General features: G+C 68.0%; 14 protein-coding genes. 9 read left to right on the top strand and 5 right to left on the bottom strand.

Features of this window, described 5'->3' with window-relative positions:
• Positions 1 to 42 precede the first annotated feature (42 nt).
• The gene (locus ACYVGI_RS01005; RefSeq protein WP_460630822.1) at positions 43 to 1473 is read right to left on the bottom strand and encodes an SdrD B-like domain-containing protein; all 1431 of its coding nucleotides are present in this window, start codon (positions 1471 to 1473) and stop codon (positions 43 to 45) included.
• A 218-nt stretch (positions 1474 to 1691) separates the two neighbouring features.
• Here ACYVGI_RS01005 and ACYVGI_RS01000 point away from each other — a divergent pair, with 218 nt between their 5' ends.
• Together ACYVGI_RS01000 and ACYVGI_RS00995 are read left to right on the top strand one after the other, a co-directional pair.
• Entirely contained in the window at positions 1692 to 3098 is a 1407-nt protein-coding gene (locus ACYVGI_RS01000; protein ID WP_460630821.1) for a sugar transferase, read from the top strand.
• Positions 3099 to 3147: 49 nt separating this feature from the next.
• Positions 3148 to 3615, top strand: a complete 468-nt coding sequence (locus ACYVGI_RS00995; protein ID WP_460630820.1) for a DUF3060 domain-containing protein — start codon at positions 3148 to 3150, stop codon at positions 3613 to 3615.
• An 85-nt stretch (positions 3616 to 3700) separates the two neighbouring features.
• Here ACYVGI_RS00995 and ACYVGI_RS00990 read toward each other — a convergent pair whose 3' ends face one another.
• Complete coding sequence (locus ACYVGI_RS00990) at positions 3701 to 4792, bottom strand: type III PLP-dependent enzyme domain-containing protein (RefSeq protein WP_460630819.1); 1092 nt, start codon at positions 4790 to 4792, stop codon at positions 3701 to 3703.
• A gap of 191 nt (positions 4793 to 4983) precedes the next feature.
• On the opposite strand from ACYVGI_RS00990, the gene ACYVGI_RS00985 reads away from it, so the two are divergent.
• The 3 genes from ACYVGI_RS00985 to ACYVGI_RS00975 are packed head-to-tail and all read left to right on the top strand — an operon-like array spanning position 4984 to position 7828.
• Entirely contained in the window at positions 4984 to 5331 is a 348-nt protein-coding gene (locus ACYVGI_RS00985; RefSeq protein ID WP_055896366.1) for a response regulator transcription factor, read from the top strand.
• A 4-nt stretch (positions 5332 to 5335) separates the two neighbouring features.
• The gene (locus ACYVGI_RS00980; RefSeq protein WP_460630818.1) at positions 5336 to 6019 is read left to right on the top strand and encodes a LuxR C-terminal-related transcriptional regulator; all 684 of its coding nucleotides are present in this window, start codon (positions 5336 to 5338) and stop codon (positions 6017 to 6019) included.
• Between the two features lie 18 nt (positions 6020 to 6037).
• Positions 6038 to 7828, top strand: a complete 1791-nt coding sequence (locus tag ACYVGI_RS00975) for a sensor histidine kinase (protein ID WP_460630817.1) — start codon at positions 6038 to 6040, stop codon at positions 7826 to 7828.
• 14 nt (positions 7829 to 7842) lie between these two features.
• Here the strand turns inward: ACYVGI_RS00975 and ACYVGI_RS00970 are convergent, their stop codons facing one another.
• From ACYVGI_RS00970 to ACYVGI_RS00960, 3 genes are all read right to left on the bottom strand, one after another.
• A complete protein-coding gene (locus ACYVGI_RS00970; RefSeq protein ID WP_460631467.1) occupies positions 7843 to 8253 on the bottom strand; it encodes a hypothetical protein in 411 nt (136 codons plus the stop codon).
• Between the two features lie 93 nt (positions 8254 to 8346).
• Positions 8347 to 8673, bottom strand: coding sequence for an MGMT family protein (locus tag ACYVGI_RS00965; protein WP_460630816.1), 327 nt, complete (start codon positions 8671 to 8673; stop codon positions 8347 to 8349).
• On the bottom strand, positions 8657 to 9109 hold the full coding sequence (locus ACYVGI_RS00960; protein WP_460630815.1) for a GNAT family N-acetyltransferase: 453 nt from the start codon (positions 9107 to 9109) through the stop codon (positions 8657 to 8659). The genes ACYVGI_RS00965 and ACYVGI_RS00960 overlap by 17 nt, the downstream gene beginning before the upstream one ends.
• Positions 9110 to 9255: 146 nt before the next feature.
• Between ACYVGI_RS00960 and ACYVGI_RS00955 the strand changes: the two genes are divergently transcribed.
• The 4 genes from ACYVGI_RS00955 to ACYVGI_RS00940 all read left to right on the top strand — a co-directional run bounded on the left by ACYVGI_RS00955 (position 9256) and on the right by ACYVGI_RS00940 (position 14635).
• The gene (locus ACYVGI_RS00955; RefSeq protein WP_460630814.1) at positions 9256 to 10470 is read left to right on the top strand and encodes an NADP-dependent isocitrate dehydrogenase; all 1215 of its coding nucleotides are present in this window, start codon (positions 9256 to 9258) and stop codon (positions 10468 to 10470) included.
• Positions 10471 to 10579: 109 nt separating this feature from the next.
• Positions 10580 to 11041 (top strand): hypothetical protein, encoded by a 462-nt coding sequence (locus tag ACYVGI_RS00950; RefSeq protein ID WP_460630813.1) that lies wholly within the window; start codon positions 10580 to 10582, stop codon positions 11039 to 11041.
• A 244-nt stretch (positions 11042 to 11285) separates the two neighbouring features.
• Complete coding sequence (locus tag ACYVGI_RS00945) at positions 11286 to 13277, top strand: cell wall-binding repeat-containing protein (protein WP_460630812.1); 1992 nt, start codon at positions 11286 to 11288, stop codon at positions 13275 to 13277.
• 146 nt (positions 13278 to 13423) lie between these two features.
• A complete protein-coding gene (locus ACYVGI_RS00940; protein WP_460630811.1) occupies positions 13424 to 14635 on the top strand; it encodes an ROK family transcriptional regulator in 1212 nt (403 codons plus the stop codon).
• The last annotated feature ends 59 nt before the right edge of the window (positions 14636 to 14694 follow it).

Genomic DNA, 14694 nt, shown 5'->3' with positions numbered 1-14694 from the left:
GCCGGGTCGATTCGACCCGGCCGCCCTTCGAGCGTTCTGCGGCTACTTCTTCGAGGTGACGCCGAACGTCAGCGGAACCGCGCTTGCGGCGCTGTCCCAGCTCACCCTGGTCGTGCCGACCACCGTCATGCCGGACAGGGCGGCGGGAGTCGCCCCGCTGTAACCGTTGGTCGGCCGCTTGGTGGTTCCGGAGAGCACGACGTAGAGATCGGTTTCGTACGGCAGCTTGTCGATCTTGTACGTTCCGAGCAGCGACGGCGTCTTGACCGTGGCGACCGCCGTTCCGTCTTCGGTGTACACCGTGAGCGTCACGGCCTCAGTGAGGTCGAACGTGTCCTTCTTGCCGTTCGCATTGCTGTCGTTGAACACGGTGCCGGTGATGCTCACCGGCTTGCGGATGCCGAACAGGAAGTAGTTCGTCTTGGCGAGCTTCAGGCCGGTGATCGACCAGCCCTGACCTCGGCGGTCGATGAACGCGAAGTGCATAGCGGGCACGGCGTCGACCAGCTCGGCGACGAGCCGGACGCCGCCGCTGACCACGCCGGCGCCCGCGCCGAGGTCCTGACCGACGTACTGTGCGATGTCGGCGGAGTCGATGCTGTCGGCGAGGGAGGCGAGCGCCGTCGCCACCTTCTTGATGTACTCGTTGTCCGGGGTCGTGCTGATGTCCGCCGACGACAGCAGCGACGGGTCGTCGAGGATGGCGGACGCGTCTCCCGAGGCGATGACCTCGATCAGGGCGCTGATGCGCGCGGTGTTCTTGAGCGCGTCGCCGAGCGTCAGGTTGAACGGCGACCGCATCATGACGTACGCGCCGGCATCGAGGTCGGAGTACGCGATGGGTTCGCCCTTGGCGGTGGTGCGGAAGTGGATCGCGTCGCCGATGTCGAGGTTGCCGCTGATGGCTCCTGCGACGGCCGAGGCGACGTCGAGATCGCCGAAGTCGCCGCTGTCGATCAGCTCGATGGTCTTTGCGACATCGATGAAGACGATCGTCTGACCGTCGAGATTCGCCTCTGACGAGTCCTTCGCTCCGTTGCCGTTCGCGTCGGAGAAGACGGTCGCCGTGAGCGCGCCCTTCGGCGTCGCAGCGATGTCGGCCGTTTCGATCAGGTTGAAGCCTCCGACGGTGACAGAGTGCACGGTCGTGCCCGGAGCATCGGCCGATGCGAAGTACGTGCCGGCGGGGAGCGAGCTCGCGCGGTAGAGGCCGAGCGCGCTGGTCGCGGTCGTCGTCACGGGGTTGAGGCGAGCCTGCGCATCTTCGGCGGAGGCGTAGAGGGACACGCTGACGCCCGAGAGGAGTGGCTCTCCGAAAGTCAGGGCGCCGTCGCCGTTGGTGTCTGCGAAGACGGTGCCGGCGACGGTGTAAATGGACGGGGACGGGATGGTGGCGGGAGCGAAGCCGGTGGTCGGGATGACCACGGCCGTGGCGGTGGTCAGGGCTAGTGCAATTCGCTTTTCATATTTCACATGTAATGAGTGTAGAGACCACTGCCCGGGATCGCAATTCAGGAAAATCTGAGGTTTGAACCATGGTATTTCAAACGTGAGTGGTCGTATAATCGATGTGTCGCGACGTTATCCGAAGACATCGCACACTTCGATCCCGACTGGAAGTACTCCCGCACATGACCGCGCTTGCACAGCGACGGACGTCTTCGTCGTCCACCGATTCCCCTGCCGCCCGGATGGTCGCCCCCCGAAGGGGACTGTGGCTCACCGATACCCTGATCGTTGCGATCGCGGTTCACACCGCCCAGCTCTTTCGATTCACCTCGGATGCCAGCGTCCTCAGCGTCGGTGGCGTCGCCTTCGACTACGTGGTGGTCTCCGCCGCTCTGGTGATCATCTGGTCCGCCGCCCTCGCCTGGTTCCACTCGTACGACCCGCGCATCATGGGTGTGGGCGACGACGAGTACCGCAGAGTCCTCCTCGCGAGCATTTCAGCGTTCGGGATGATCGCCATCGTCGCGTTCATGTTCCAGATCGACATCGCGCGCGGGTATCTCGTGGTCGCTCTTCCGCTCGGTGCGTTGGCACTGTGTGCCAATCGCAAGTTGTGGCGTGCCTGGCTTGCCCGTCGGCGTGAGCAGGGCGACTATCTCGCTCGCGTGCTGATCGTCGGCTGCGCAGCCGACGTCGCGTTCACGGTGGCCGCGCTGCGCTCGACCCCGAGTGCAGGCTTCGCCGTCGTCGCCGTAGCGTCAGACGCGCCGGTGTCGGAACGCCCGCTCGATGCGGAGGCCCTCCCGCGAGTTTCGGATATCGGCGGGACGGCGGCCGCCGCAGCTCGTCTCGGAGTCGACGCGGTCGTCATCGCCGGCGAACTTCCGGGCGGCCGGACCGCGGTGCGCAGCCTGGGTTGGGACCTCGAGCGCGTCGGGGTGGAGCTCGTCGTGTCGTCGCCGCTCATCGGAGTCGACCAGCTTCGCGTGCGTCATCGCCCTGTCGGCACCCTTCCGCTCATGCACGTCGAGCTTCCGGAGTACTTCGGCGCTCGTCGGTCGCTCAAGCGACTGCTCGACACCGCGGCCGCGGCCGCTGGGCTCATTGTGCTGCTGCCGGTCTTCGCCGCGATCGCGGTCATGATCAAGGCGGAGGACGGCGGGCCTGTGTTCTTCCGTCAGGTCCGCGTCGGCCAGAACGGCGCGCGATTCTCGATCGTCAAGTTCCGCACCATGGATGTGCGAGCCGAGTCCATGAAGGCCGACCTGTTCGAGCAGAACGAAGGATCGGGGCCGCTCTTCAAGCTCAAGGACGATCCGCGCGTCACGCCGATCGGGCGTTTCCTGCGTCGCTTCTCTCTCGACGAGCTGCCTCAGCTCTGGAACGTCCTCGTGGGCGACATGAGCCTGGTCGGCCCGCGCCCGGCGCTGCCCGACGAGACCAGCGAATACGACCGCCACGAAGACCGCCGACTCCTCGTCCGGCCCGGCATCACCGGCCTCTGGCAGGTGAGTGGCCGCTCCGACCTGTCTTGGGAGAAGGGTGTCGGACTCGACCTCGACTACGTCGAGAACTGGACCCTGTTCCGCGACCTCGTCATCCTCGTCCGCACCGCGTCGGCGGTCCTCCGCTCGCGGGGTGCGTACTGACCGCGCTGCGACCCCGCAGCATCAACCTGAATCACCAGATAGGAACACCATGAACCTCACGCCGACGAACACGCAGGCACGTCGACGAACCGCCGTGATCGCATCCGTCGCCATCGCGGTCGCCGCACTCACCGGATGCGCGGAGGCGGGAAAGCCGGCCTCGACCTCCACGTCCACGCCGACGTCCTCGGCACCGACCTCCACCGACGTCCCGGCCGACGCGCTGCCAGAGCTCCCCAAGTCCGACGCCGAGTGCGCAGACGGCACCGCCACGATCACCGAGAACAACCTGGACGTCACCATCCCCGGAGACTGCGCGACCGTGATCGTCGACGCATCCAACACCCTCGTGACCGTGGGCGCTGTGCAGTCGCTCACGATCAACGGGTCCATCAACAAGGTCACCGCCACGTCGATCGAGTCGGTGGTCTTCACCGCCAGCGGCAACATCGTCGAGTCGGGCAATCAGCCTCAGGTGGACGACCAGGGCAAGGCCAACGAGGTCAACGTCAAGTAGCCGCCGCTGCGGCGAGGGTTCCGGTGGGGGAGGCGGCGACTGCCGCTTCCCCCACCGCCGTGTGAGGCGGGAGAGGGGTTGAAGTTCAGCCCGCCGTCGACCCGGTCGAGTTTCCGCGCTGTGCGCCGCGCAGGATGCGGTGCCCACCGGTGGCGACCGCGCGGAAGAAGGGGAATCGGAGCAGTGGATGCGGCTGGTCGCCCTCGACCAGGATCGCGACCTCCGCTCCTGCGTCGATGCACTCGCTGGCGGTGAACGGGTCGACATCGTGCTCGACCGTCCCGCCGATGATCGTGATGCAGCCAGCGGTCACCGCCTGGCCGGCCGATGCCGTGACGGCGACACGCGAGCTGCCGGGCGCGACGATCGCGCGGATCGCCCGCGCCAGCTCCGCGCGCTCGCCGGGACGACGGGCCGCCCGGCCGGGGAAGCCGTCCCCCAGGTCGATAACGTCGAGCCGCGCGCCGGTCGCAGCGCGGACATCGGCCATCACAGCGGCTGTCCTGGCGATCGCGGCCACGTAGTCCTGGCAGGTGGCACCCGGCCGTGTGGCCAGCGAGAAACCGGCGATGCGCACGCCGAGGGCGGCGGCGTCGCGGACGATGCGGTGCGCATCCCGGGCCGGAACGCCGCGGGGCGCGACGTGCGCCGCCCGAGGGGGAGTGTGCGGCTGCAGTCGCACGACGAGATCGAGATCGTGCGGCGCGGAGGCGAACTTCTCGACGTCCGCCGGTCCGTCGACGACGAACCGGCGGACGCCCGCGTTGTACGCGGCGAGCACCTCGTGCGGATGCGTCGCCGCCGTCGCGTGCAACACACGCCGCAGATCGGTCTGCGACGCCGTCAACGCGGCAAGGGCGCCATCGTGCGCTGCCACGAACGAGCCGCCTGCCTCCGCGACCGCCGCGATCAGCGCAGGATGCGCGAGCGCGCTCACGTCGTAGTGCACCTCGACGCTGGGGAACGCATCCCGCAGCGACCGGTACTGCCGCGCTGCGCGAGCGACGTCGATGACGACGAGCGGCAGGCTGTGCCGCGCCACGAGCTCCTCGATGTCGAGATCGAACTCGAGCGCGACGGCCTCGTCCACCCCGGTGTTCATGTCCACCCCCGCAGCCGGCGGCGCGCCTTCGGGTTGCGCGCCGTTCGGCCGTGCGGGTCGGGTTGCGGTGAACATGGCCTTTCTCCTCGCTCTGTTCTGCCGGCCATGGGATGCCGCTCGTCGGGCCGTTCGGCATCCCTCGGGTTCTGGTCGGCGTACTCACATGCTGGCCCTGGCCGCCATGGCCCACATCCGGGGGTCCACCCCATTCGTTTGCGTGGGGGCACGGATGCCCGGGTCGCCGTGGTTCGGCGATGATGGTGGACATGTGCCTCCGTGTTGTGATCGTCGACGACCACGCGCGTTTCCGTGCACAGGCGGCCGAGCTGCTGAAGCTCGAGAAGTTCACCGTGGTCGGAGACGCCGACACGGGAGCGCGCGGTGTCGAGTTGAGCCGCCGCCTCACACCCGACCTGGTGCTGCTCGACATCGCGCTGCCGGACACCAGCGGGTTCGAGCTCGTGTCCGCCATGCACGCGACGGGAGCCGCCGTCGTGCTCACCTCGAGCCGCTCCGTGCGCGACTACGGACACCGGGTCGCGGACAGCGGGGCAGAGGGATTCATCAGCAAGGCGGAACTGACCGGCGAGGCGATTCGCAGCCTGCTAAGGTAAGCGCGTGATCGCGGGAACCAGCACAGAGCCGCGCTCTCTGCGCGTCGCCGTCGCCGATGACGCGGTACTGCTCCGCGAAGGGATCGGGCAGATTCTGCGCGCGGGCGGGCTGGACATCGTCGCCTCCGTCGACACGGCGGAGGAGCTTCTGGCCGTGGTCGAGGCCGACCCCGCCATCGACGCCGTCGTGCTCGACATCAAGATGCCGCCGACGCACACGGACGAGGGGTTGCGCGCTCTGGAGCAGTTGCGCGCATCCGGATCGTCGGTGGGCGTGCTGCTCCTGTCGATGTACACCACGGCCTCGTATGCGATTCGTGCGATGAGCGCCGGCAGCGGCACCGGATACCTGCTGAAGGATCGCGTCGCGGACGCGGACACGCTCGTGAACGCCGTGCGGACCGTCGCGGCGGGCGGCTCGGTCGTCGACCCGGAGGTCGTGCAGCTTCTCGTCTCCGCCCGCTCGGCCCGCGTCTCGCTCGACACGCTGTCCGCCAGGGAGCGCGACGTCATCCGGCTGATGGCGGAGGGCAAGTCGAACGCGGGGATCGCGGCCGACCTGCACCTGAGCCTGCGGACGGTGGAATCGCACATCGGCCATATCATGTCCAAGCTCGACGTCGAGGACTCGGCGGAGGGCCACCGTCGTGTGCTCGCCGTGCTGCGCTTCCTCGGCAGGGACGTCTAGGCGGAGACCGGAGCGGGGATGAGGGCCGCGCGGATCTGGCTCCGCTCACTGGCGGTCGTGGCCGCTGTGGCGGCGAACGTCATCGCCCAGGTGGCGAGCGCCGTCACGGGCGACTACGGACCTCGGCCGCAGGGACTCGGCTGGGCGATCGTGTTCGTCCTGGTCGCGCTGGTCTACGCGGGATGCGCGATCGTCGCCTGGAAGGTCGTCCGCAGCCCGATCGCCGGATGGCTGATGGTCGGTGCATCCCTGTTCTGGGCGGCGGGCGCCTGGTATCCGCTCGTGCGGGACATCGGCTGGTTGTGGCCTCTGCTGGAGGGCGTGACGGATCTCTGGGCGGTCCTGGTCGGCATCCTGGTGCTCTCGTATCCGACAGGGCGCATCGTCTCCCGGTTCGACCGCTGGTTGGTGCTCGCGGTGTCCGTCGCCTTCGTCATCCGGTTCGGCGGCATCCTGCTGTTCTCGTCCCCGGAGCCAAGCGAGTGCGGCTGCGTCGCCAATGCATACGCGGTCGTCGCGAGCGACGGTGCCGACTTCTGGCTCGGCGTCGGCTGGCGGCTGGCCGGTCTCGCTCTGCTGCTGACGGTCGCCGTGCGGCTCGCGATGCGCTGGTTCCAGTCGACGCTGCCTGCGCGTCGCGTGGCGTTCGTGATGCCGCTCGCCCTGCTGCTCTGGTGCTACGGCACCGTGCAGGACTCGGTCAGCTTCACGCTCGGCTGGGACAGCGGCTGGCTGCAGTTCGTCCCGCCCATCGCGATCGCCCTCATCCCGCCGTCCTATGTGGGCGGCGTGCTCTATGCGCGCGGCCTCCGCTCGCGCGTCGCCGACCTCGTGATCGTCGCCCGCGACAAGGTCGACAGGGCACTCTGGGAGTCGAGCCTCGCCCGCACGCTGCACGACAGCTCGCTGCGCGTCTACTGGTGGGACGATCACCTCGAAGGCTACGAGACGAGCGACGGGGAACGCATCGCCGACGGGGGAGGGCCGCAACGGCCCGGCCGTTCGACGCTCACGATCGACTCGGACCAGGGCCCGATCGCGCTCATCGAGCACGATGTCGCTCTGAGTCAGGACGACAGGCTCCTGGATGCGGTCTCCTCGGCTCTGCTGCTCTCCGTCGACAACGACCGGCTGCGGCAGAAGCTGGAGCGCACTCTGCAGGAGGTGCGCGAGTCGCGTCTCCGCATTGTGGAGGAGGGGTACCTCGCCAGGCGGAGGCTCGAACGCGACCTGCACGACGGGTCGCAGCAGCAGCTCGTGTCGCTGGCGATCAGTCTGCGGATCGCGACGGCCAAAGCCGAGGCTGCGGGGAGCGGGGAGCTCGCCGGCGACCTGGAGCGTGCATCCACGCAGTTGGCGGACGCGCTGCGCGAACTGCGGGAGCTGGCGAGAGGCATCCACCCGACCGTGCTCACCGACGGCGACCTGACGTCGGCGATCGAAGAGCTCGCCAACCGCAGCCACCTGCCGGTGGAGGTGCACGTGGACATGCCGGAGCGCCTGTCCGACGTGATCGAGGAGACGATCTACTTCTGCGTGTCGGAAGGGCTCGCCAATGCGGCGAAGCACTCGCAGGCGCGCAACTGCTCGGTGAGCGTCAGCCGGTCGGACGGCACGGTGACGGTCATCGTGAAAGACGACGGCCAGGGCGGAGCCCGCGTCGAGCCGGGTGGCGGCCTCGGCGGCATCCGCGACAGGGTCGAAGCCGTCGACGGCCACGCCGTGGTGCAGTCGGTCGCCGGCCTCGGGACGATCATCGAGCTGACCATCCCCGTGCAGCACGCGGCGGCGGGGACGGCGGGGGAGTAGCGGAGTCTGGCGCCCTAGTTCGTCGGGGTCGCCGCGAACACCTGGTCGCCGATCAGGAACGCCGACCAGCCGCCTGGGCAGCTCACGCCCTGAGCGGGGATGCCGTCGACCGGCCACCAGCTGTCCTGCACGGTGGGCTTCGGGATGGCGGCGGCCTTCTCGCAGGTTCCGGCGACGAAGTGCGTCTTCGACGTGTATGTGAGGATCGCGCCGCCGCCCTTGGTGTCGTAGTCGACACGGATGATCGTGGCGTCGTCCGGGACGAACGTCGGCGAGCCGAACGCCGCCGTCGACGCCGCCTTGAACTCCTTGGCGGAGTCGTAGATGGCCGCGTCGACGTGAGGGACGAACGCGGAGACGACGGAGCATCCGGAGAGGGTCACGGCGATTGCGGCAGCAGACGCGGCGAGACCGACGAGACGCATACGGGGCACAGAAACTCCTGAAGGTGCGGTAGACAGACCCCCTTAGTCAACACGATCAAGCTGTGACGTTCATCGGTCGTTGGGATGATCCTGCTACGGAGTGTATCGGGCGGCCCGCAGGTCGACCCGGTACGCGACCGTGCCTCCGCCGAGCAGGGGAGTGCCCTCCGCACGGTAGTGCTGCAGCGCGATGTGCTCGTGATCCACCGGTGGATGCCCGCTCGCCCGCACGACTCGCCACCACGGGTAATCGCCGCCGTAGTACGCCATGATCTGGCCGACCATGCGCGCAGCGCGGGACCCGAGGGTGGCCGCGACGTCGCCGTATGTCATGACGCGGCCGGGCGGGATGGACTCGACGACGGACAGGACGCGCTCGACGAACGGCTCGTCGCCGCTCCCGTCAGAGCTCGAGGGCACCGATCGTCTCGCCGTACTGGGTCTCGCCGATGGGCTGGAAGCCGCTGCGCAGGAAGAACTGCTCGGGGCCGAGCTCGCCGGACTCCCAGATCACGTAGAGCCGGGAGAGCCCGCGGGTGCGCGCCTCGTCGGCAAGCGAACGGACGGCGAAGGTGCCGATGCCGCGGCCCTGGTCGTCCGCATCCACGTTGATGCGCCAGAGGATGGCGCGGAACTCCTCGTGCTCGGCGTCGGGGTCGAAGTTGCCCATGATGAAGCCGACGACCTCTTCGCCGTCGGTGACGACGCGCTGCCACGAGGTCTGCGGGTTGGTCACCGCAGCGGCAGCCGAGTACGAGACGGGAGCGACGAACTGCTCCTGGCCCGGCTTCAGCGTGAGAGCGTTCGCCGCTACAACGTTCGACGCGCTCAACTCTTCAAGTCTCAACTCAGCCATAACGAAAGGGTAACGTGCGCGGGGGATACTGGCATAGTCGCGCTGCCTGCCGATCCGCTGAGCGAATTTGTCTCGATGTCAAGATAGTTGCCTGCCTCCGGTAAGCTGTCGACGGCTGAAAAACGGCACAGACCACAGGAGATCCATTGGACAAGATCAAGGTTGAAGGCACCGTCGTCGAACTCGACGGCGACGAGATGACTCGCATCATCTGGCAGGCGATCAAAGACTCCCTCATCCACCCGTACCTCGACGTGAACCTCGAGTACTACGACCTCGGCATCGAGAAGCGCGACGAGACCGACGACCAGATCACCGTGGATGCGGCGAACGCCATCCTGAAGCACGGTGTCGGCGTCAAGTGCGCGACCATCACGCCCGACGAGGCCCGCGTCGAGGAGTTCGGCCTGAAGAAGATGTGGCGGAGCCCGAACGGCACCATCCGAAACATCCTCGGCGGCGTCGTCTTCCGCGAGCCGATCATCATCTCGAACATCCCCCGCCTCGTGCCGGGCTGGAACAAGCCGATCGTCATCGGTCGTCACGCCTTCGGCGACCAGTACCGCGCAACCGACTTCACCTTCGACGGCCCCGGCACGCTCACGCTGAGCTTCCAGCCGAGCGACGGCGGAGAGGCCAAGTCGTTCGAGGTGTACCAGGCGCCCGGCGCCGGTGTCGCGCTCGCGATGTACAACCAGGATGCGTCGATCCGCGACTTCGCACGCGCGTCGTTCAACTACGGCCTCGACCGTCAGTACCCGGTGTACCTGTCGACCAAGAACACCATCCTCAAGGCGTACGACGGCCGCTTCAAGGACCTCTTCCAGGAGGTCTTCGACGCCGAGTACAAGGAGAAGTTCGACGCGGCAGGGCTCACCTACGAGCACCGCCTGATCGACGACATGGTCGCATCCAGCCTCAAGTGGGAGGGCGGATACGTCTGGGCCTGCAAGAACTACGACGGCGATGTGCAGTCCGACACCGTCGCGCAGGGCTTCGGCTCGCTCGGCTTGATGACCAGCGTGCTCACCACGCCGGACGGCAAGGTCGTCGAGGCGGAGGCGGCGCACGGCACGGTCACGCGCCACTACCGTCAGCACCAGCAGGGCAAGCCGACGTCGACCAACCCGATCGCCTCGATCTACGCCTGGACGCGCGGCCTCGCGCACCGCGGCAAGCTCGACGGCAACCAGGAGCTGATCGACTTCACGCACACCCTCGAGGACGTCGTCATCAAGACGGTCGAGTCCGGCAAGATGACGAAGGACCTCGCGCTCCTCGTCGGCCCTGAGCAGCCGTACCAGACCACTGAGGAGTTCCTCGCGACCCTCGGCGAGAACCTGAAGGCGCGCCTGGCATAGGGTTCGAACACGCGGCGGAGGCCCGGTGGATGCGTGCATCCACCGGGCCTTTCTGTATCGTGGTGTCGCGCTCCGTCAGTGTGAGGGAGCGGAACATCGAGGGGGAACCGTGGGAACGAATGGACTCAGGTCGGCGCTGGTCGTCTCGGCCGTTGTCGCCGTCGCAGCACTGACCGGATGCACGTCGGGTCCGGCGCCGAGCGCCACCCCGGCGGCCTCACCGACGAAGACCGCACAGGCGTCTGCGCAGACACACGAAGAGGCCTGCGCCATCGTCACGGCCGGACTGGAGGACGTCGCCTCCCTGCAGGGCGAGGTGTCTGCGGACAACCCGGCCAAGTCGATCGAAATCCTCGGCGAGGTCGACACGAAGGTCGCGGCCATCGACGCGAAGGTCACCAACGAGAAGGTCAAAGCGCTCACCAGGGATGCGGCCGCGTCGATCCACGCGTACTCGAAATACCTCAAAGGCGTCATGCAGAACCCGGCCAGCCTGGACGTGAACGAGATCACGTCGAAGGCACAGGCGCTGGCCACGAAGTTCACGGCGGCGCAGAAGGAGTGCGCGTAGCGGGTGGCGCCTCGGTGGCCCCTGTTCGCGGGCGGATGCGCTGGCCCACCACAGGCTAGATTGTTCCGGGGCCCGACGGGCCGGGTGAGGGGGCGTGATGGTCGGTCGACGGCGCAATTGGCTGGGGGTCCTACTCGCGGCCGCAGTCGTGGCCGGGGTGCTGCCAGTCGCAACGGGGTCAGCGGCGCCCGCGGCGCACGCAGTGGATCGGGCTACGACCACGGAGATCGACTTCCCCGTTCCGGTGCCAGGCGCAACCCAGCAAGGGCACGCCGAATTCTATGACGGGCCGGGAGGCCAGCCGTGGTGGCTGGAATCCGGTGTGCTCAAGACAGTTGCGCACGGTGCGCTAGTGACGCATCAGCTTCCCTCCGGTACCGACTGGACCCGCGAGTCCGTGACCACGGGGCCTGATCAGTCGCTGTGGCTTGAGTCGACGCAGCTTTCCACGGTCGTGCGCGTGGGTCCGGATGGATCCTTCGCGGTCATTCCCGTATCGGGCGCCCGCCCGACCTCGGGAATTAAAGTGGCGGTCGACGGAGCTGCCTGGATGACTTACCCGTCCAGCACGGGCTGGGCTGCTGTGCGCATCGCGCCGGACGGCACCCAGAAATCGTTCCCGGAATCCGGCGACTGGCCGGACTTCGAGCAGTATCAAGGCGGCTACGCTAACGCCGGACCGGACGGAAGCGTGTGGGGGACTGCGCTCTACAACAAACCAGTCGGGATTTACCCAGATGGGCATGTTGTGCGCCCTAACGCTGTTGCCCTGTGGCAGTTCCAGGCGGCGGGCGCTGAGTATCTGGTCGACCTCCAGAACAACATCAACCGCGTCAACCCCGACGGCTCGACGACCGCCGTCGCGTCAGGGGTGACCGACATCACGCAGTCCGGCGACCAGGCGTTCTACACGACGCCGGTCGACTCAGCACACCGGAAGCTGCACCGGCTCGGTACGCCGGGGTGGCAGCCGGTGATTCCGATGACAGGGGCACTTCCCTCGCAGATCCTGTGGGTGCCGGCAGCCCACTCGCTTTGGCTGCCGCTGTACGACCAGAAAGCGGGTATCGACGTCGAGTACGCGATCGGAGAGGACGGTCGAACAACGAGGATCGCGGGCTCCTCCGGCTTCTCCTTGGGGCCGGACGGTTCCGTGTGGAGCAACGACGGATCGTGGCACCTCAATGCGGATGGGTCGGTGATCTCCGAGAGAAGCCTCGTTTGGGAGACGTACGCTCAGCGCAGCGCCCTATGGGGGGGCGTGAGCGCCGACGGGCCGTGGATGGTGTACCTGACGAGCGGGGCGCATTCCATGATTGCTCTGCGGTCCCCGGCTGCCGTCACCCGCCTGGCGGGAGACGATCGCTACGAGACAGCGGTCGCCGTGGCCAAGCGCGCCTATCCGACGCACGCCGCCGTGGTCTATCTCGCCGCCGGCGGCAACTTCCCGGATGCGCTCGCCGCGGGTCCCGCCGCCGCGGCAGATCGTGCGGCACTCCTCCTGACCACCTCCAGCGGCATTCCCGCTGCGACGGCGACTGAACTGAAAGCGCTCGCTCCCGGGCGCGTTGTCATAGTCGGCGGGACGTCGTCCATCGGATCGGCGGTTGAGAGCTCGGTGCGCAGGCTGCTGCCGTCGGCGACAGTGCAGCGCCGATCGGGGGCGAACCGCTACGAGACCGCCAACCAGGTCGTCGGAAGTGTCTTCCACTCGGCGAGCACGGTGTATGTCGCGTCGGGGGCCACGTTCCCCGACGCGCTCGGGGCCGGCGCAGCCGCAGGTTCGGCCGGCGATCCGCTCCTGCTCGTCGATCCGTCGTCGCCGGGTGTTGCAGCATCCACTGCTGCTGCGATCACGCGGCTGCACCCTGCACGCATAGTCGTCGTCGGCGGGCCGAGCGCCGTTCCGGACGCGGTCGTCGCGGCCCTCGGCCGGTTGGCGCCGACGAGCCGGGTAGCCGGTGCCGACCGTTTCGCGACGTCCGTCGCGCTCGCGAAGGCGGCGTTCCCTGGTGCGAAGGCGGCGTTCTTCGCGTCGGGCGACAACTTCCCGGACGCCATGAGCGGGGCGGTGCTCGCCGCGACGACGCATGCACCCGTCTACGCGATGACGTCCGGGTGCGTGCCGGCGCCCCTCGACGCGCAGTTCGGAAGCGGATCTGTGACGAGCTTCACGCTCGTCGGCGGAATCGCCGTCCTCTCCGACGCGCTCGACACCCTGCACTCCTGCTCGTAGGAGCAATCGAGCCCAGGCTTTTTCACCGCTAGAACGCGTCTAGCGGTGAAAAAGCCTGGGCTCGATTGTGTTACGACTCGGTAAACAACGCGGGAAATGCGACTGAAGACTTGCGCGTCTTTTGTTCGTAAGCTTTACTAACAAACATGAATGCGACGGACGTGCAACGCAGCACCGCGGCAGGGGCCGTGGATGCGCATGTGCAGCCGTCGCAGCCGGGTCGCGACTTCGCGCTTGGCCGGGCCCTTCGGCCGCGTGCGAAGGTGCTCCCTGAGCACGCTCGCAGCCACAACCGTTCGCTCGTGCTCCAGACGCTGTACCGCGCGGGGGAGCGCAGCAGGGCCGACATCGCCCGCGAGACCGGACTGACCCGCGTCACCATCTCCGACCTCGTTGCGGAGCTGCTGGCGGAGGGGCTCGTCGTCGAACTCGGCCACCGTGCGACCGCCCGGCCGGGCAAGCCCGCTGTGCTGCTGGACATCAACAGGACCGCGTACCAGATCGTCGGCATCGACCTCAGCGACCACGCCATGTTCCGCGGCGCGGTGCTCGACATCGACGGCGGCATCCTCAGCAGGGCCGACGTCCCGCTCGACGGCGCGACCGGCGAAGCCGCATACGCCAAGGTGGCCGAGCTGGCCGACACCCTCATGGCCGCCGCGACCGCTCCCATCCTGGGCATCGGCGTTGGATCGCCCGGTGTCGTCGACCTCAGCGGGACGGTGCTCACCGCGCCGAACCTCGGCTGGGTGGACGAGCGCGTGCAGCAGCGACTGCAGGAGCGGTCCGGGCTGCCCGTCGTCGTCGCCAACGACGCCAACGTCGCCGTCCTCGCCGAACACGGGTACGGGGATGCTGCCGGCGACCTCATGCTCATCACGGTCGGGCACGGCATCGGCGCAGGACTCATCGTCGCCGGCGCCCTCGTCTACGGCAGCCGTTTCGCCGCGGGCGAGATCGGCCAGGTCATGGTCGGTACCGACCTCGGGCTCGAGACGACGTACAACCGCGACCAGGTGCTCGAGCACTGGCTCAGCGTGCCGCGGCTGCAGGCGCGCATCCGGGAGTCGGAAGCTGCCGGCGAGGACGCGACGCCCATCCTGCGAGAAGCCGGGCAGCGGCTCGGCATCGCCCTCGCGCCGGTCGTCGGCGCACTCAACCTGTCGGAGATCGTGCTCAGCGGCCCGACCACCCTGCTCGATGGCCCCCTCGCCGAGGCGACCATCAACACGCTCCGGAACAGGACGATGGCAGAGAACCACGCCACGCTCACGCTCCGGATGACCACGCTCGGGCAGGACATCGTCCTGCGCGGCGCGGCCGTACTCGTCCTCTCCGGACAACTCGGGGTCTCGTAACACAGCACCGCCCGATCACGAACCAACCACGGCCCCGGCACCACGGTGTGGCAATCGCA

The sequence above is a fragment of the Leifsonia lichenia genome (assembly GCF_054780215.1).
Note: the sequence above shows the minus strand (reverse complement) of the source record. Positions and strands in the feature narration are given on the sequence as shown.